The following is a 16619-nucleotide window of genomic DNA, read 5'->3' as shown; positions in this document are numbered from 1 at the left end:
GCGATTGCTATATGAAGAGACGCGCGCCGGGCCTTGAACCCGGTCGAAGACGAGGCGCCGATGCGAAATTCACGTTTCAAGGCGATGAGTGTGTCCGACGCCGCCGCGGAGCGGGTCAAGGAAATCGTCGCCGCCGCCGACAAGCCGATCGTCGGCGTCCGGGTCGGCGTCAAGAACGGCGGCTGCGCCGGCATGTCCTACACGATGGAATTCGCCGAGGCCGTCGCCGCCAACGACGAAGTGGTCGAAGACAAGGGGGTCAAGCTGCTGATCGACCCCAAGGCGCTGCTGTTCCTGCTCGGTTCCGAGATGGATTTCAAGGTCGACAAGCTGGCGGCGAGCTTCGTCTTCAGGAACCCCAACGAGACCTCGGCCTGCGGCTGCGGCGAGAGCGTGGCGATCACGCCGGCTTCGCCCGAGGCGCTCGCCGCCGCCGAGGGTTAAGCGGACGGTGGATCGCGAAGAGCTCGAAGAGCTGTTCGCGCCCTTTGCAGCCGTTTCGGTTCGCCGCATGTTCAGTGGCCACGGCGTCTATTTCGACGGCCTGTGCTTCGCCCTTTCGCTTGGCGGCGACGTCTACCTGAAGGTCGACGCCGAGACGCAGGCGGCGTTCGCCGCCGTCGATTCCCGCCCTTTCGTCTACACGGCGCGCGGTCGCGAAGTGCGGGTCGGCTATTGGCTGGCGCCGCCGACCGCCTTCGACGACGAAGACGAGTTGCGGCGATGGGCCTCGCTGGCCGTCGCGGCGGCGCATCGCGCCGCGGCGAAGCGGACGGCGAAACGACAGAAAGCTCGCGCTCGGCCGATCAAGGCGGCGAAGCGATCGGCCCGGTCCGACCCAGGCGGCCGCGCTGGAAGCTCGCCGTCACGACGCCGACCGCGACATTGAGCCTAGCGAGCCACCAGCGGCTGAAGCCGGCAAGCGCCGTCGCGCCGACGAGCGCGACGAGAAGCGTCGCGGCGATCGCCGCCGGCGCCGATCGCGTGGCGAGGAAGGCGTAGGCGCCGACCGAGCACAGGATCGGCACATGGACGAGATAGAAGGGGAACGACAGTTCGCCGCAGGCGCGGCCCCACGGGCGCGACAACAGGCGGCGCATGCCGGCCCAGCCTTCCGCCGTGGCGATCAACAGCGCCGCCGCCGCCGCGTAGAGATAAGGGATCGGCAGCCAGGCCGGCCAGATCGCGGTGAGCGGCGCGTAGAAGCCGAGCGCGCCCTGGGTGTAGCCGCAGCCGAGCAGCGCAGTCGCCGTCGCGATGACGCCGACCGGCGCCGGCACGCGGAGCCCCTGTCGCGGCAGCAGCGCCGCCAAGGCGAAGCCGGCGACGAACGGGATCAGCGCCGGATTGGCCGCGCCGCAGGCGACGGCCGCGCCGCCGATCACGATCAGGCGCGCGCGCAGCGCCGGGCGGGTGGCGAGCAGGAAAGCGAGCGCGTAGACCATCAGGCTACCGTAGAACTCATAGGCCATGGTCCACAGGCTGCTGTCGTAGGTCGAGTCGCCGCGCAGGAAGGTGAGAACCGCGCCCTGCAGAAAGGCGCCGACGAAGCTCGGCTGGAAGGAAGAGTCGGTCAGCGCGCCGCCGAAGCGGGCAAACCATGACGAGCCGCTGAGGGCCGCCGCGGGTGCGTAAAAGTAGCCGCCGACGGCGAACAACAGCCACGAGCCGAGCACCGCGACGAGCGCCGGGCCGGCGAGGCGCGGCCAGCGCTTGATCAGTCCGCGGACGAGGATGTCGGTGCGGCCGGTCGTGAGGCTGAGGCGCGTCAGCACGAAGCCGGAGAGGACGAAGAAGAACGCAACGGCGCCGGCGCCGTGAACGGCGACGAACCAGAATTGCGAGCGAGCGGACTCCGCGATCGGCGTCGCGCCGAGATAGCCGGACGAGAGCGGATAGAAGGCGAGCATGGAATGCCAGCCGAACACGGCGAGCGCGGCGATCCCGCGCATCGCGTCGAGGCTGACGTCACGCTCGTTGCTCATGCCGAAAACGCCCCGGGGCCGCGACAACGGCGGTCCACGCGTCAGCGACGTCCGTCCGGGCGCCGCATCGGCGCACTATCCGGGCCAATGCTTGACGTCGCCTTACTGCGTTCGGCGACTAGTCTTCCGCTTCGGCGGGAACCGGCTTGGTCGGCAACCGCACCGGGCGCAACAGGAAGCTCGGCACGTGATCGCCGAGCCCGATGACGCGCGCTTCGCCATCGTCGTCGCGGCGCGGGCGCCGCGGCGCCTCGGGCCTCGGTTGGCGGCGCGGCTCTTCCGGGCGAGGTTGCGGCTTGCGAGCCGCTTCGCGCTCCGCCGGCGCGACTTGCGGGCGGTCGCCGTGGACCCGTTCGGCGCTGCGCGCTTCGCGCTCCGCCGGCGCGTCGTGCGAATGGCCGCTGTGAGCGCGTTCGGCGCCGCCGCGACCGCGATCGCCGCCGCTGCGACGGCTGCGGCCGCCGCGATGCTCGCGCGGCGCTTCCGCGGTTTCCGCGGGTTCGTCGACGGGAGCGTCCCCGCCGGCCTGCCATTCGATCTTCTGGGCGATCAGTTTCTCGATCTCGTCGATCGAGCGCGCGTCGGCGCGGGTGACGATCGTCAAGGCGACGCCGAGTTTGCCGGCGCGCCCGGTGCGGCCGATGCGATGGACATAATCCTCTGCGTGATGCGGAGTGTCGTAATTGATGACGTGGCTGACGTCGGGAATGTCGAGCCCGCGCGCCGCCACGTCCGAGCAGACGAGCAACTGCACTGAATCATTGCGGAACGAGTCGAGCGCGGCCATGCGCGAGCGTTGGTCGAGGTCGCCGTGCAGCGCGCCGACGGAAAAGCCGTGCTTCTCCAGCGAACGGCAGACCACCTGCACGTCGCGCTTGCGGTTGCAGAAGATGAGCGCGTTCTTGAAATTGTTGGCGGTGCGGATCAAGCGGCGCAACGTCGTCCGCTTCTCTTCCGGCGAAGCGCCGGAGCGGACCAGCGTCTGCGTAGTGCCCTCTACGGTTGAGGCGGCGCGCGAGACTTCGACGCGCACCGGATTATGTAGGAAGGCCTCGGAGAGCCGGGTGATTTCCGGCGGCATGGTGGCGGAGAAGAACAGCGTCTGGCGGGTGGACGGCACCAGCTTGCAGATGCGCTCGATGTCGGGAATGAAGCCCATGTCGAGCATGCGGTCGGCTTCGTCGATCACCAGGATTTCGATGCCGTTCAGCAGGATCTTGCCGCGATCGGCGAAATCGAGCAGGCGGCCGGGCGTCGCAATCAGGACGTCGGCGCCGCGCGTGATCTTGGCTTCCTGCTCGGAGAAGGACACGCCGCCGATCAGCAATGCCAGGTTGAGCTTGTGGTTGATCCCATACTTGCCGAACGCCTCCTCGACCTGAGCGGCGAGCTCGCGCGTCGGTTCGAGGATGAGCGTGCGTGGCATGCGCGCCCGCGCGCGGCCCTTTTCGAGGGCTGACAGCATCGGCAGCGTGAACGCCGCCGTCTTGCCGGTGCCGGTCTGGGCGATGCCGAGGACGTCGCGCCCTTGCAGGGCGTAGGGAATGGCTTGTTCTTGGATCGGCGTCGGCGTTTCGTAGCCGGACGCTTTTACGGCGTCGAGCACTTTCTCGCTCAGGCCGAGTTCATCAAATCGCATTGCGTCTCACAGGAACAGGGATATGGGCAGGCCGCGTTCGGGGCCCACGGGGGACGGCGCGGCTTTTCCGGGTCGCGCTCTGGCGTGGCGCAATGGTGACGGTTCGCGCCGGGTCGGGGCTTCGGTAACGCCGCTGACCTGGGGTGGATATAGTGGAATTCCGGCCAAAGTCAATGAAACGAGCCGGTTCTGCGTCACTGCGCCCTGCGCGCGAGCCGCGCCCGCAGAGGATTGGTTAACCCGCGCTCCTTACTGTGGTCGGCGTTGGGGGGCGCCGACCGATCGGACGGCGTCGCCGGCGCGCGGTCGTGCGCCGACGAGTCGCCGATTGGCGACAGGGGCGTCGGATCATCGGCCTTCGCGCGCAGCCGGGCGTTCAACCCCGACAGAACGCCATCGTCATGGGTTCGCCTATGTTCTCCAGGTTGAAGATCGCCTCAAAATTGTTGATCGGCTACGGCTCGATTCTCTTGCTCGTCGCCTGCATCAGCGCGCTGGGTTTCGGCGCGATGGTGCGCGGCCGCGCGGCGCTCGACGACGTCGCGCATCTGAAAACGGCCGAGGCGCTCGAACAACGGCTGGAGAAGCGCGTTCTCGAGGCGCGCATGCATTTCTGGATCGCCCTGGAGACCAATGATCCGAAGCAGTGGATCAAGTCGACCGAGGGCTTCGCCGTCGCTTCCGACTGGGTGGCGGACCTGCAGACCAACACAGTCGACTCGGCCCGCGCCGAAGAGGTGCAGAAGATGGCCGATCTGGTCGCCAAGTATCGCAAGCTGGCCAATCGCCTGCGCTTTGCGCAGGCGCAGGACGGGTCGCTCGACGCCGACAAGATGAAGGCCGGCGCCGCGGAGGCGACGGGCGTCGAGGATTCGATGACCGCGCTCGGCGCTCAATTGGCGACGGAATTCCACGAAGCCGCCGAAACAAGCTACGCAGCGGCCTCCGATTCGGCGGCGCTGACGCAGCGCGCGATTCTCGGCGCCAGCGGCGTCGGCCTGCTGTTCGGCGCGCTGATGGCGATCGCCTTCACCCGCAGCATCAGTCGGCCGATCGTCGAGGTCACCCGCACCATGCGCGAGCTGGCGAACGGCGATCTAACCGTCGAACCCAGGCATGCAGCCGATCGCAACGAGATCGGCGAAATGGCGCGAGCGGTGACGGTGTTCCGCGACGCGGCGATCGAGAAAGCGCGATTGGAAGTCGAAGCCGAGCGCCAGCGCTCGCTTACCGAGGAGACGCGCGCCGACAACGAGCGCGCTCAGCGCGAGGCGATCGCCCGCGAGCGGGCGATCGTCGCCGACTCGGTCGGCTCCGGGCTGTCGCGGCTGGCGGCGAAGGACCTGAGCTTCCGCATGTCGTCCGACATTCCCGAGGCCTATCGCAAGCTTCAGGCCGACTTCAACGCGGCGATCGCCCAACTCGAGGCGGCGATGGCGAGCGTCGCCGCGCGCGGCGACGCGATCCATGTCGGCACCAGCCAGATCGCCTCGGCGACGGACGATCTGTCGCGGCGCACCGAGCAGCAGGCGACCAGCCTCGAGGAGGCGGCCGCGACCTTGGAGGAAGTGACGACGATGGTGCGTCGCACCGCCGAGAGCACCGATCATGCGCGTGCGGTCGCCAGCGCGGCGCAAGCCGACGCGGCGAAGGGCGGCGAAGTCATCCGCCGGGCGGTCGAAGCGATGAGCGCGATCGAGAAGTCGTCGCAGCAGATCACCCAGATCATCGGCGTCATCGACGAGATCGCGTTTCAGACCAACCTGCTGGCGCTCAACGCCGGCGTCGAGGCGGCGCGCGCCGGGGACGCCGGCCGCGGCTTCGCCGTCGTCGCTTCGGAAGTGCGCGCGCTCGCCCAGCGCTCGGCGAGCGCCGCCAAGGAGATCAAGGCGCTGATCTCGACCTCGACCGGCCAGGTGAGCCAGGGCGTCGGGCTGGTCGCCGAGACCGGCAAGGCGCTGCGCCGCATCGTCGATCAGGTCACCGAGATCAATCGCGTCGTCGCCGAGATCGCCGCCAGCGCCAAGGAACAGGCGGTCGCGGTCGTGTCGGTCAATCAGTCGATCGGCGACATGGACAAGGCGACCCAGCAGAACGCCGCGATGGCCGAGGAATCGACCGCCGCGAGCCATAACCTGTCGGACGAAGCCGGGCATCTTGCGGCGCTGATCGCCGAATTCGATGTCGCGCAGACGACGAGCGACAAGAGGTCGCCCCGGGCGCGCGAGGCCGTAGCGCCGCTGCGCAAGGCGGGCTAAGGGCCGCCGCCGGGCCTCAGCGCTCGATCGGCGTCAGGCAGACGAGCTTCGCTTCCGGATGCGACGCGAAGACGAGGGTCGATTGACGGAAGCGCCGCGCCGGCGCGAGGAAGCGCCGCTCGCCGCCTTCGCGCCCCAGCACCGCCTGCTCCCGCCACAAACGGGCGAAGAGCGGTGAAGTCTGGCCGAGCTCTTCGATCAGTCCGCGCATCGTCGGTTCGCCGAGACGGCGGCTGAAGTCGGCGCGAAACTCGGCGACGACCCGCCGCGCGCGATCCTCCCATTCGTCAATCAGCCGTGGCGCGGCGGGCGAGCGGAAGATGAAGCGCATCAGGTTGCGGTCGTGGTCGCCGTCGAGCCAGCCGACGAAAAGCCCGGCTGCGGCTAGGTTCCACGCGCGCGCGGTCCATTGACCGTCGAGAAGGTAGGCGGGGATCGTCATCCGCTCCGGCAGCCGCAGCGCTTCTTCGGGCAACGCCTCGTCGCCGGAGGCGGGCGCTTCCGGGTCGCGCTTGCCCGCCAGTTCGAACAGATAGGCGCGCTCCGCCGACGCGAGGCGCAGCGCGGCGGCGAGGCGCGCCAGCAGACGCGCGGAGGCGGAGACTTCGCGCCCCTGTTCGAGCCACGCGATCCAAGTCAGGCTCGCGCCGCAGGCTTGGGCGATCTCTTCGCGGCGCAGCCCGGGCGTGCGGCGACGCCCTACGGCGCCGACCGACGGCGGCAAGCGTTCGCGGTGGGCGCGCAAGAAGGCGCCGAGGGCGCGGCGGGCGTCGGGGGTCGACATGGCGCCTTTCATAACAGGATAAACTTCACTCTTGTACTAGGGTATCCGGATCGACATGCTCGCCGGCGTCGCCCAACGCGTTTGGAGCCAGAGACCCATGCCGTCACGATCCCACGATTCCGTCGTCGCCGATCAGTTCGGTCCGCGCGCCGAGGCCTACGTCGCCAGCGCCGTGCATGCGCGCGGCGAGGATCTCGACGACTTCGAACGCCTGGTCGGCGCGCGGCCTGAGGCCGTGGCGCTCGACCTCGGCTGTGGCGGCGGACATCTGGCGTTTCTGCTGGCGCGGCGGTGTCAGCGCGTCGTCGCCTACGACCTCAGCGCGTCGATGGTCGCAACGGTCGCCGCCGAAGCGGCGCGGCGCGGGCTCGCCAATCTCGAACCGCGGCAGGGGTCCGTAGAGGCGCTGCCGTGGCCTGAGGCCGCTTTCGACATCGTGGCGACCCGTTACAGCGCCCACCATTGGCGCGACGTCGGCGCTGGCCTTCGCGAGGCGCGGCGCGCGCTCAAACCCGGCGGGCTGGCGGCGTTCATGGACGTCGTCGCGCCGGAAGACCCGCTGCTCGACACCTGGCTGCAGAGCCTGGAGCTGCTGCGCGATCCTTCGCACGTGCGCAACTATTCGATCGCGCAGTGGCGGACGATGCTGGCGGCGGTCGGCCTCAAGCCGACCCGCTGTTCGCGCTACCGCATCCGGCTCGAATTCGCCGCTTGGGTCGCGCGCATGAACACGCCGCCGACACTTGTGGCGGCGATCCGCGCCCTGCAGGCCAAGGCCGACGAGGACGTCGTTCGCCATTTCGCCATCGAAGCCGACGGCAGCTTCTCAATCGACACGATGTTGATGGTCGCCGAGGGCTGAGCTCGCCGAAGCCTGAGCTCGCCGGCTCACGCGGCGTCGGCGCTGACCCGGTTGCGGCCTTCCGACTTGGCGCGATAGAGGGCGCGGTCGGCGCGGCGGTAGAGCGAGCTGGTGTCGTCGTCGGGGCCGCGCTCGGCGACGCCGATCGACGTCGTGACCGGGATTGCGCGGCCGCCGGCGTCGATGACGAACGGCTCCTGCTGGATCGCCTGACGGGCGCGCTCGGCGATGCGCGCCGCGGCGCTGACCTCGACGTTCGGCATGACGATGACGAATTCCTCGCCGCCGAGCCGGCACAGAAGATCGCCGCCGCGAATGATGCCGCGCAGGCGATCGGCGAAGCTCTTCAGCACTTCGTCGCCGCAGTCGTGGCCGTAGGTGTCGTTGACCTGCTTGAAGTGGTCGATGTCGAGGATCATCAGCGTCAACGGCGTCCGGCGCATGCGCGCGTTGTCGAGCATCGTCGCGAGATGGTTTTCGAGGAAGCGTCGGTTGTTGAGGCCGGTCAGCGGGTCGTAGAGCGCGAGCTCGATCGACTGCTGCACCTTCTCGCGCAGCGAGTCGGCGTAGCGCTTCTGCCGCAACTGCGTACGCACGCGCGCGAGCAGCTCGTTGCGGTCGACCGGGCGGGTCAGGTAGTCGTTGACCCCGAGTTCGAGGCCGCGCAGCACGCGCTGGCGGTCTTCGAGCTCGGCGACGCCGAGGATCGGCAGATTGCGCGTGCGCTCCAGCGAACGGATCTGGCTACAGAGACGCAGGCCGTCGAAATTGGCGAGACCCAGGCTGACGATGATGAGGTCGACATTGTCTTCCGCGGCCCGGAACAAGGCCTCGTGAGCGTCGGCCTCGACGTGAACCGTGTGATGCGAATCGAGCGCGTGGGCGAGCCGCTCGGCCGAACTGGCGCGGTCGTCGACGATCAGGATGCGCCCGCGCTTGCCGTCGTCGGCGTTGGGCGAAGCGAACGGCGCGATCATGCCGAGCGCGACCGTGGTGGCGGCGCGATTGCGCAGCTCGTCGACCGTCACCTTGAGGCGGGCGAGCGAGCGCACGCGCGCCACCAGCGCGATCTCGTCGATCGGCTTGGTGAGAAAGTCGTCGGCCCCCGCGTCGAGCCCGCGGACTCGGTCGGCCGGCTGGTCGAGCGCGGTGACGAGCACGATCGGCAAGTGGGCGGTGGCGGCCTGCCCCTTCAGCCGGCGGCAGACTTCGAAGCCGTCCATGCCCGGCATCATCACGTCGAGCAGCACGATGTCGCAGCGGCCCTTCTCGCAGATCTCGATCGCCTCCGGGCCGTTGGTGGCGGTCAACACCTCGAAATATTCGGCGGTAAGGCGCGCTTCGAGCAGTTTCAGATTCGGCGGAATGTCGTCGACGACGAGAACGCGCGCGGTCATCGATTCACTTCGCCCCGAGGAAATGATCGATGGTGTCGAAGAATTTGGCGACCGAGATCGGCTTCGACAGATAGGCCTCGCAGCCGCCCTGGCGGATCTTCTCCTCGTCGCCCTTCATTGCGAAGGCGGTGACGGCGATGACCGGAATCGCGCGCAACTCCTCGTCGTCCTTCAACCACTGCGTCACCTCGAGGCCGGAGACCTCGGGCAATTGAATGTCCATCAGGATCAGGTCAGGGTGGTGCAGGCGCGCGAGTTCGACCGCCTCGACGCCGCTGCGGGTCTGGACGATCCGACAGCCCCGCGTCTCGACGAGGTCGTTGAAGAGCTTCATGTTGAGCTCGTTGTCCTCTACGATCAGCACGGTTTTGACCATGGAAAAATCCAGGAAAAGCGCCGCAGGGGACCGAATTTCACATCGGAGCGCGGCGAACTATAGTAGGCGCCAGACCTTGACGAAAGGAAAACCGGACCGTGGCCCAGCGGGTTAACGGCAAGCTGTCCACAGGCGCGGAAGGCGCCGAGACGATCGCGATCGACGCGCTGGGTTTTCTCGCCGGCGAGCCGGAACGGCTCGCCCGGTTTCTCGCTTTGTCGGGGCTCGGGCCGCACAATCTGCGCCAGGCGGCGACTTCGTCGGGATTTCTCGCCGCAGTCCTCGACCATCTCGCGGCCGACGAGCGGCTGCTCGTCGCCTTCGCCGCGGCGCGGGGAATCGATCCCGCCGCCGTGACCCGCGCCCGCGACGCGCTTTCCGGCCCGTCGGCGGAACCTTCCGCTTGAGCGGCCGTCCGGCGCCCGCCGTGCCGGCGATCTTCTGCCGCGACTGCCTCGCCGACATCGACGACCAAAGCGCCGCCGCCGGCCGCTGCCGGCGCTGCGGTTCGCCGCGGCTGATCGCCGCAGACGCCGGTCTGACGATCGCTCACGTCGATTGCGACGCCTTCTACGCCGCGATCGAGAAGCGCGACCGGCCTGATCTCGTCGACAAGCCGGTGATCGTCGGGGGCGGCGGGCGGCGCGGCGTCGTCGCCACCTGCTGCTACGTCGCGCGCACCTTCGGCGTGCGCTCGGCGATGCCGACCGGCCGCGCGCTGCGGCTCTGTCCGCAGGCGATCGTCCTGCCGCCCGACATGGCGAAATACGCGCGGGTCAGCCGCGACATCCGCGAGCGCATGCAGAAGCTGACGCCGCTGGTCGAGCCGCTGTCGATCGATGAGGCGTTCCTCGATCTGACCGGCTGCGAAGGCGTCAACGGCGCGCCGGCCGCGCTGGCGCTGGCGCGCTTCGCACGCGAAGTCGAGCGCGAGATCGGCGTCACCGTCTCGGTCGGCCTCAGCTACTGCAAGTTCCTCGCCAAGCTCGCGTCCGATCTCGACAAGCCGCGCGGTTTTTCCGTCATCGGCCGCGCCGAGGCGCGCGCCGTTCTCGCGCCGATGAGCGTGGGCCGGCTGTGGGGCGTCGGCAAGGTCGCCGAAGCGCGGCTGGGGCGACTGGGCTTGACGACGATCGGCGATTTGCAGGCGCTCGACGAGAAGACGGCGGCGGCTCGGCTCGGCGACGACGGCCGACGGCTGTGGCGGTTGGCGCAGGGGATCGACGCGCGCCGCGTGACGCCGGATCGTGAGGCCAAGAGCGTTTCGAGCGAGACGACTTTCGAGATCGACGTCGCCGACCGCGACGAGCTGACCCGGACGTTGCTCTCCCATTGCGATCGGGTGGCGGCGCGGCTGCGCAAGAGCGGCCTGGCGGCGGGGGCGGTGACGCTCAAGCTGCGCACGCCCGACTTCCGTTTGCACAGCCGCAGCCGTTCGGGGCTCGATTCGACCCAGATGGCGCCGCGGCTGTTCGCTGTGGCGCGCGCGCTGCTGGAGGCCGAGCCGGTCGGCCAAGCCTATCGGCTGATCGGCGTCGCGGCGGGCGATCTCGCGCCGGCCGCGGAAGCCGACGGCGCCGATCTCCTCGAGGGCGACCGCAGCCGCGAGAAGGCGCGCGAAGCGGCGATCGCGACTTTGCGCGACCGCTTCGGCGCGGCGGCGGTGCAGCGCGGCCTATCCTATCGGCCGGGCGGCGGGCGGCCGCGCTGATCAGTCGGGGCAGGCGGGAATGGGCAGGAGATCGAGCCGCTTGAGCTTGGCCTGGAGCGCAAATGCGCCGTAGTCGAGCTTCAGCGTGCCGGAGACGCCGTTCTCGTAGAGGTCGAAGCTGAGGATATATTCTGGCGGCGCGTCGCGCGCCTTCTCGTCGAAATAGGAGACCGTCACCGGCCAGCGACGGACCTTGCCGAGTGTGGCGGCGAACTCGGATTCCGGCGTCGGCGTCGTCGCTTCCCTGCCGATGACGGTCAGGGTCTGGAACACCTTCTTGCCGGTGTCGGATCCGTCGTAGACGCGCGCCTCCATCGTGCCGCCGCCCGCCTTGGCGTGGGCGATGATGCGCTCGATGTGCTCGGTCGGGAACAGGATGTCCTTGCCGATGTTCATCGTTTCGGCGTCCGGCTTGCTCAGCGCCACCGTCGTGTCGCCGCCGTCGGCGCCGCGGCTCGCCGACCCGGCGACGGCGGGCGAGTCGGCGCCCTCCATCCGCGAGTCGATCTGGAAGCGCATGCGCTTGGCGTCGCCGTCCTCGAAGGTCACGGCGTGAATGTCGGACGAGACGGGGTCGCCCTCGCTGCGCTGCAATTCGGTGAACTGGCGGAAGTTCGAGGCGAAACCGTCGCAGCGCGAGCCGGAGAATTCATAGGCGATCAGCCCTGAAGCGGCGACCGGCGTCTGCGAAGTGGAGCGTTGCCCGCCGTAGTCGTCGATCAGCGAAATTTCGTAGGCCGCGCGGTGGGGCGCGAGCGGCAACGCCATCTCGGCGCGGGCGCCGACGACGCCTGCCGCCAGCGCGACCGCCGTCAGGGCAATGCGACCTCTCATTCAACGTTCTCCGCCGACCCGAAGCGGGCGCCTCGGCCGTCTTTCGGTTGTCGCCGCACTTTTCGGCGGATTCGTGGCCGATTGCGCTTCAGGGCTCGTCCGACTCCGCGACCGGCCCCCAGGCCTGCTCGAGCGCCGAGGGCTCGTCGAGCGGCTCTTCGTCCGGACGCAAGGTCGAATCGTCGTCGGGCTGCGGGACGCCAAACCCGGCCGGCAGCTTGCCGTCGAACAGGCCTGCGCCCTGCAGTTCGTCGAGGCCGGGCAGATCGGCGACGGCGTCGAGACCGAAATGGGCGAGGAATTCGGGCGTCGTGCCGTAGGTGATCGGGCGGCCCGGCGCTTTGCGGCGGCCGCGCATGCGCACCCATCCGGCCTCCATCAGCACGTCGAGCGCGCCCTTGGAGACGGCGACGCCGCGGATCTCCTCGATGTCGGCGCGCGTCACCGGCTGGTGGTAGGCGATGATCGCGAGAGTCTCGATCGCTGCGCGCGACAGCTTGCGCTTCTCCTGGTCCTCGCGCGCGAGCAGCCAGGCGAGGTCGGGCGCGGTGCGCAGCGCCCAACGGCCGGCGACGCGCACGACATTGACGCCGCGCTCGGCGTAGAGGCGCTGCAGCTCGGCCATCACCGCGCCGACTTCGGCCTCAGACGACAGCCGCGCGGCGATCGTCGCCTCGTCGGTCGGCTCGGCGGCGGCGAACAGGATCGCCTCGGCGACGCGAAGATCCTCAGGGGCGAAACGCGGCGGCGCGTCGGCATCGAACAATTTGGCGACGATTCCCATTTTGGCGTCTCAGTTCGGTTCGGACGGCGCCGCGGCGACCGGGCGCAGCCACAGCGGCGCGAAAGCCGCATCCTGCCGCAACTCGATCCGTCCCTCGCGCGCCAGCTCCAGAGAGGCGGAGAACGAGGATGCGCGCGCGGTGCGGCGAAACTTCGGCTCGACTCCGTATTCGATCAGCCAGGAATCAAGCTCCGTCCAGTCGTCGACCCGCCCGATCATGCGCGTCAGCGCTTCGCGCGCTTCGGCGAGCGACCAGACGGCGCGCGCGGCGAAACGCAGCTTGCCGCGGGCGTGCTTCTGGCTCTGACGCGCGTAGGCGGAGAGGAGGTCATAGAGCGTCGCCTCGTAGACGATGGCGCTGGTGCGGGCGATCGGCTCCGGCGCGCCGCGGCAAAAGACGTCGCGGCCGAGCTGCGGACGGGCGAACAGCGCCTCGCCGGCGCGGCGGATCTGCTCCAGCCGCCTCAGCCGCTGGGCGAGCGCGTCGGCGAGGTCGGCCGCTTCGCCGCTTTCGACCCGGCTCGGCGAGGGCAGCAGCAGGCGCGACTTGAGATAGGCGAGCCAGGCGGCCATGACGAGATAGTCGGCCGCGAGCTCGAGCCTCAGCTTGTGCGCTTCCTCGACGAAGGCGAGGTATTGCTCGGCGAGCGCCAACACCGAGATGCGCGCCAAGTCGACCTTCTGGCGGCGGGCGAGCTCGAGCAGGAGGTCGAGCGGACCCTCGAAGCCGTCGAGATCGACGGTGAAGGCGGGCTCGCCCTCGGCCCGGTCGACCTGAAACTCGTCATTTTGAACGCCGACGCCGGCCACGAATCACCTCTTTCGGGTGGCCCGCGACTTTGGCCCGCGGCGGCGGCGAGGGCAAGGCGCGGCGGCGCGCGCGTCCACAATCTCGCCCCCGCAGCGGCTCGACGTTGCGTCGCATATCAACCAGAAGTTAACCGGGGTAACCAACTATGTTTAGGTAAACATTTGGTTTCCGGCCTCAAAAGCATCCGAACGATTGCAATCGTCGAGCGTCGGCGTACCGTCATTTTTGCAGGGCATCGTTCGCCCAACAGACACCCCGCGGAGTGCTCGGGTCCGCCGCATCTCCCGGGTCCGTGGGGTTGGCCGGCCCGGAAGCAGCTTAGGAGTGGCCTCCTCGACGCTGCTTCCGGCCGGCCTCCCGTTTTCCGTCAATAGCGCCTGAGCAGGCTGACCATTCTGCCCTGGACGCGCACCCGGTCGGGCCCGAAGATGCGGGTCTCGTAGGCCGGGTTGGCGGCTTCGAGCGCGATCGAAGCGCCGCGCTTGCGCAGCCGTTTCAGCGTCGCTTCCTCGTCGTCGATCAGCGCCACGACGATGTCGCCGGTCTCTGCGGTGTCTTGCTTGCGGATGATGACGGTGTCGTTTTCGAGAATGCCGGCCTCGATCATCGAGTCGCCGCGCACTTCGAGCGCGAAATGCTCGCCGGCGCCGAGAAAATCCGGCGGCATGGCGATCGTGGCGATGCGGCTCTGGATCGCTTCGATCGGCGTGCCGGCGGCGATGCGGCCCATCACCGGGATCATCGCCGGGGCGTTCGGCGTCTCGGCCCCGCCGAGCGGTCGGACCTTGCCGAGGTTGCCGGAGATGACGCTCGGCGAGAACTTCTGCGCCCGCGGCGCGCCGACGGTCGCCGATTCCGGCAGCCGCAGGACCTCGATCGCGCGGGCGCGATTGGCCAGGCGCCGGATGAAGCCGCGCTCCTCGAGCGCCATGATCAAGCGATGGATGCCCGACTTCGAGCGCAGCTCGAGCGCATCCTTCATTTCGTCGAAGGAGGGCGGAACCCCCTCGGCCAGCAGACGCTCGTGAATGAAGCGCAGCAGCTCGCTTTGCTTTCTGGTCAGCATGGCAGGCTCCCCAACCGCCCAGCGCGAATCGCCCCCTCGCCGTCGGCGGGGCCGAGAATCGCGTTTGGGCGTAAACAAATCACGAACGATGCGTATCTGTTCGCGCTGTGTTCCGTCAAGAGGGTGACGATATTATACTTGACGTAGCAGATCGGACGTAGTAGGTTGATTCCCATAGGAGTTAGCCATGTCGTCCGTCATTTCAGACCGCCATTTCCACGACGAACGCGCCGCCTATGCCTATGTGGAGGCTCGCATTTGGCCGAACGGACCGAGTTGCCCGCATTGCGGCAACGCCGACGGCGCGCGCATTCGGCTGATGGCTGGCAAATCGACCCGCATTGGCGTCCGCCAGTGCAACGAATGCCGCAAGCCGTTCACCGTGAAAGTCGGGACCATTTTCGAGTCGTCGCATGTTCCGCTGCGCCTGTGGCTGCAAGCGATCCACCTCGTTTGCTCATCCAAGAAGGGCGTCAGCGCGAACCAATTGCACCGCATCCTCGGCGTCACCCTCAAAACCGCTTGGTTTATGGGCCATCGCATCCGCGAGGCTATGCGCGATGGCGGCTTGTCGCCTTTGGGCGGCGGCGGCGGAACCGTCGAGATTGACGAGACCTATATCGGGCGCGTCGAAGGCGTCCCGAAACCTCGGGGCGGTTCTTCTCACAAGAACGTGGTCCTGACCCTAGTCGAACGCGAAGGGTCGGCGCGTAGCTTCCACATCGACCGCGTCTCGATCGCCGACATGGCGCCGATCATTCACGCCAACATCGCGCGCGAAACCAAGATCATGACCGACCAGGGCGCGGCGTATCCGGTTCTCTGCGAGCCCTTCGCCAGCCATGACACCGTCAACCATGCCAAGGACGAATACGTCCGCCGCGAGGGCGACAAGGTCGTCACCACCAATACCGTCGAGGGCTACTATTCGATCTTCAAACGCGGTATGAAAGGCATCTATCAACACTGCGCCGAGAAGCATCTGCACCGCTATCTCGCCGAGTTCGATTTCCGGTACAGCAATCGCGCCCGGCTCGGCGTAAATGACATTGCGCGCGCCGATCGCGCGTTGAGAGGCGCGGTTGGCAAGCGCCTCACCTATCAAACGACTGCGAACTGAGAGGGCATATGGCAAAAGCCGCAAAGGCGAAGGCAAAGCGAAGCCCTAAGCCGAAGACGACCGATAAGGCGCAATCCAAGAGATTCATTGAAGCCGCGCGCGAGTTGGGGGCCACTGATACGGACGCCTTTGACGACGCGGCTAAGATGATCGTGACTTACCGGCCGGCCTCGCTCGATAAGAAATCGCTTCGGTCAAAAGGCTAGCAAACTGCGTGGTGTCGAGGAAGTAATTAGGATAAGCCCTTTTTAGATTCTTGATTGAATCGACCGACACGAGAACAATGTTGTCGCCTTCATTCTTCCCAGCCTCAGTTTTTGTATACGCGTCGTTCGCAGCCTGAGACTGAGTTGCCCCAAAATCTGTTACGCTGACGACATGGTCAGAAAATTTGTAGTTTACAAGAAAATATTTTGCCGATTTGCTCATTTTGCCAGCCATCTGAACGGTAACTTTATAAGCACCAAGTAATTGCTGCGCGTGAATACTCGCAGATATCTCTCTAATTTCAGCACACAGGCCTTCCAAATCAGATGGCGTTTCTTTTATTGTTGGGCATTTTTCTTTCAACGCAATATAGCTACTCATTAACATGAATAACCGTAGCCACTCCTTGCTTCCCTGATTGGACTTAAGGGCCTGCTTAGTAAACGTCCCTACCGCCTCAACAGCTGTTGCCCAAACGTGTTGCAATTCTGTGCGTAATTGTATCTCAATACGCATCTTGTCATAGGAGTTGATCTGCCCGGGCAGCCCCTGATATTGATAAACTAAATGATATCCTCGGTATCCGTCTTCTTTTGGATTCGCAATATAATCTTTCTCTGATTTAAGAATATGGCTAAAGTGACTTCGGCGATACGCCGCAACAACTTTAGACAGATTTACAACGTTGCTTAGAACCGCGCGACATCCTGCGATATCTTGCATTTGCGATAGTTGTAAGGTCTTGGTTTGGCCGCGAGTCAATTTTGCGGCAATTGATTCGAGAC

Annotated in this window: 17 protein-coding genes; 7 read left to right on the top strand and 10 right to left on the bottom strand. The window is 67.1% G+C overall.

The genetic code is table 11. The annotated features are described in order from the left end of the window. Positions 1 to 60: 60 nt before the first annotated feature. Entirely contained in the window at positions 61 to 444 is a 384-nt protein-coding gene (locus ABSF49_RS07660) for a HesB/IscA family protein (protein WP_424112048.1), read from the top strand. 7 nt (positions 445 to 451) lie between these two features. Next, entirely contained in the window at positions 452 to 889 is a 438-nt protein-coding gene (locus tag ABSF49_RS07655; protein WP_424112047.1) for a TfoX/Sxy family protein, read from the top strand. On the opposite strand, the gene ABSF49_RS07650 is transcribed toward ABSF49_RS07655, so the two are convergent. Further along, positions 807 to 1985, bottom strand: coding sequence for an acyltransferase family protein (locus ABSF49_RS07650; RefSeq protein ID WP_424112046.1), 1179 nt, complete (start codon positions 1983 to 1985; stop codon positions 807 to 809). The genes ABSF49_RS07655 and ABSF49_RS07650 overlap by 83 nt on opposite strands. 118 nt (positions 1986 to 2103) lie before the next feature. Further along, entirely contained in the window at positions 2104 to 3624 is a 1521-nt protein-coding gene (locus ABSF49_RS07645) for a DEAD/DEAH box helicase (protein WP_424112045.1), read from the bottom strand. Between the two features lie 413 nt (positions 3625 to 4037). Between ABSF49_RS07645 and ABSF49_RS07640 the strand changes: the two genes are divergently transcribed. Next, positions 4038 to 5882, top strand: a complete 1845-nt coding sequence (locus tag ABSF49_RS07640; protein WP_424112044.1) for a methyl-accepting chemotaxis protein — start codon at positions 4038 to 4040, stop codon at positions 5880 to 5882. A gap of 16 nt (positions 5883 to 5898) precedes the next feature. Here the strand turns inward: ABSF49_RS07640 and ABSF49_RS07635 are convergent, their stop codons facing one another. Beyond that, positions 5899 to 6666, bottom strand: coding sequence for a helix-turn-helix transcriptional regulator (locus ABSF49_RS07635; RefSeq protein ID WP_424112043.1), 768 nt, complete (start codon positions 6664 to 6666; stop codon positions 5899 to 5901). Positions 6667 to 6763: 97 nt separating this feature from the next. On the opposite strand from ABSF49_RS07635, the gene ABSF49_RS07630 reads away from it, so the two are divergent. Then, positions 6764 to 7528, top strand: coding sequence for a class I SAM-dependent methyltransferase (locus ABSF49_RS07630; protein WP_424112042.1), 765 nt, complete (start codon positions 6764 to 6766; stop codon positions 7526 to 7528). A 26-nt stretch (positions 7529 to 7554) separates the two neighbouring features. Here ABSF49_RS07630 and ABSF49_RS07625 read toward each other — a convergent pair whose 3' ends face one another. Continuing rightward, complete coding sequence (locus ABSF49_RS07625) at positions 7555 to 8925, bottom strand: PleD family two-component system response regulator (RefSeq protein ID WP_424112041.1); 1371 nt, start codon at positions 8923 to 8925, stop codon at positions 7555 to 7557. Positions 8926 to 8929: 4 nt separating this feature from the next. Continuing rightward, positions 8930 to 9301: a response regulator gene (locus ABSF49_RS07620; protein ID WP_424112040.1), complete on the bottom strand. Its 372-nt coding sequence runs from the start codon at positions 9299 to 9301 to the stop codon at positions 8930 to 8932. A gap of 98 nt (positions 9302 to 9399) precedes the next feature. On the opposite strand from ABSF49_RS07620, the gene ABSF49_RS07615 reads away from it, so the two are divergent. Continuing rightward, entirely contained in the window at positions 9400 to 9708 is a 309-nt protein-coding gene (locus ABSF49_RS07615) for a DUF3572 domain-containing protein (RefSeq protein WP_424112039.1), read from the top strand. Beyond that, positions 9705 to 11012, top strand: coding sequence for a DNA polymerase IV (locus ABSF49_RS07610; RefSeq protein WP_424112038.1), 1308 nt, complete (start codon positions 9705 to 9707; stop codon positions 11010 to 11012). Before ABSF49_RS07615 ends, ABSF49_RS07610 begins: the two co-directional genes overlap by 4 nt. Here the strand turns inward: ABSF49_RS07610 and ABSF49_RS07605 are convergent, their stop codons facing one another. From ABSF49_RS07605 to lexA, 4 genes are all read right to left on the bottom strand, one after another. Further along, positions 11013 to 11846, bottom strand: a complete 834-nt coding sequence (locus ABSF49_RS07605; RefSeq protein WP_424112037.1) for a cell envelope integrity EipB family protein — start codon at positions 11844 to 11846, stop codon at positions 11013 to 11015. Positions 11847 to 11934: 88 nt separating this feature from the next. Beyond that, the gene (scpB, locus tag ABSF49_RS07600) at positions 11935 to 12630 is read right to left on the bottom strand and encodes an SMC-Scp complex subunit ScpB (RefSeq protein WP_424112036.1); all 696 of its coding nucleotides are present in this window, start codon (positions 12628 to 12630) and stop codon (positions 11935 to 11937) included. A gap of 9 nt (positions 12631 to 12639) precedes the next feature. Next, the gene (locus tag ABSF49_RS07595; RefSeq protein WP_424112035.1) at positions 12640 to 13440 is read right to left on the bottom strand and encodes a segregation and condensation protein A; all 801 of its coding nucleotides are present in this window, start codon (positions 13438 to 13440) and stop codon (positions 12640 to 12642) included. Between the two features lie 368 nt (positions 13441 to 13808). Continuing rightward, entirely contained in the window at positions 13809 to 14507 is a 699-nt protein-coding gene (gene lexA, locus ABSF49_RS07590) for a transcriptional repressor LexA (protein WP_424112034.1), read from the bottom strand. Between the two features lie 187 nt (positions 14508 to 14694). Between lexA and ABSF49_RS07585 the strand changes: the two genes are divergently transcribed. Beyond that, positions 14695 to 15627, top strand: a complete 933-nt coding sequence (locus ABSF49_RS07585) for an IS1595 family transposase (RefSeq protein ID WP_424112033.1) — start codon at positions 14695 to 14697, stop codon at positions 15625 to 15627. A gap of 141 nt (positions 15628 to 15768) precedes the next feature. On the opposite strand, the gene ABSF49_RS07580 is transcribed toward ABSF49_RS07585, so the two are convergent. Further along, the coding region (locus ABSF49_RS07580) for a RelA/SpoT domain-containing protein (RefSeq protein ID WP_424112032.1) at positions 15769 to 16619 on the bottom strand (851 nt) is incomplete at its 5' end.

Source organism: Roseiarcus sp. (assembly GCF_049514155.1).
Taxonomy (GTDB): domain Bacteria; phylum Pseudomonadota; class Alphaproteobacteria; order Rhizobiales; family Beijerinckiaceae; genus Roseiarcus.
The sequence above is the reverse complement of the archived record's forward strand: the minus strand, read 5'-3'. Positions and strand labels throughout refer to the sequence as shown.

Coding starts and splice junctions, on each gene's coding strand:
- ABSF49_RS07645 (WP_424112045.1), bottom strand. CDS start 3,624: ATGCGATTTGATGAACTCGGCCTGAGCGAGAAAGTGCTCGACGCCGTA.
- ABSF49_RS07635 (WP_424112043.1), bottom strand. CDS start 6,666: ATGTCGACCCCCGACGCCCGCCGCGCCCTCGGCGCCTTCTTGCGCGCC.
- ABSF49_RS07650 (WP_424112046.1), bottom strand. CDS start 1,985: ATGAGCAACGAGCGTGACGTCAGCCTCGACGCGATGCGCGGGATCGCC.
- lexA (WP_424112034.1), bottom strand. CDS start 14,507: ATGCTGACCAGAAAGCAAAGCGAGCTGCTGCGCTTCATTCACGAGCGT.
- ABSF49_RS07620 (WP_424112040.1), bottom strand. CDS start 9,301: ATGGTCAAAACCGTGCTGATCGTAGAGGACAACGAGCTCAACATGAAG.
- ABSF49_RS07605 (WP_424112037.1), bottom strand. CDS start 11,846: ATGAGAGGTCGCATTGCCCTGACGGCGGTCGCGCTGGCGGCAGGCGTC.
- ABSF49_RS07640 (WP_424112044.1), top strand. CDS start 4,038: ATGTTCTCCAGGTTGAAGATCGCCTCAAAATTGTTGATCGGCTACGGC.
- scpB (WP_424112036.1), bottom strand. CDS start 12,630: ATGGGAATCGTCGCCAAATTGTTCGATGCCGACGCGCCGCCGCGTTTC.
- ABSF49_RS07585 (WP_424112033.1), top strand. CDS start 14,695: ATGTCGTCCGTCATTTCAGACCGCCATTTCCACGACGAACGCGCCGCC.
- ABSF49_RS07660 (WP_424112048.1), top strand. CDS start 61: ATGCGAAATTCACGTTTCAAGGCGATGAGTGTGTCCGACGCCGCCGCG.
- ABSF49_RS07630 (WP_424112042.1), top strand. CDS start 6,764: ATGCCGTCACGATCCCACGATTCCGTCGTCGCCGATCAGTTCGGTCCG.
- ABSF49_RS07625 (WP_424112041.1), bottom strand. CDS start 8,925: ATGACCGCGCGCGTTCTCGTCGTCGACGACATTCCGCCGAATCTGAAA.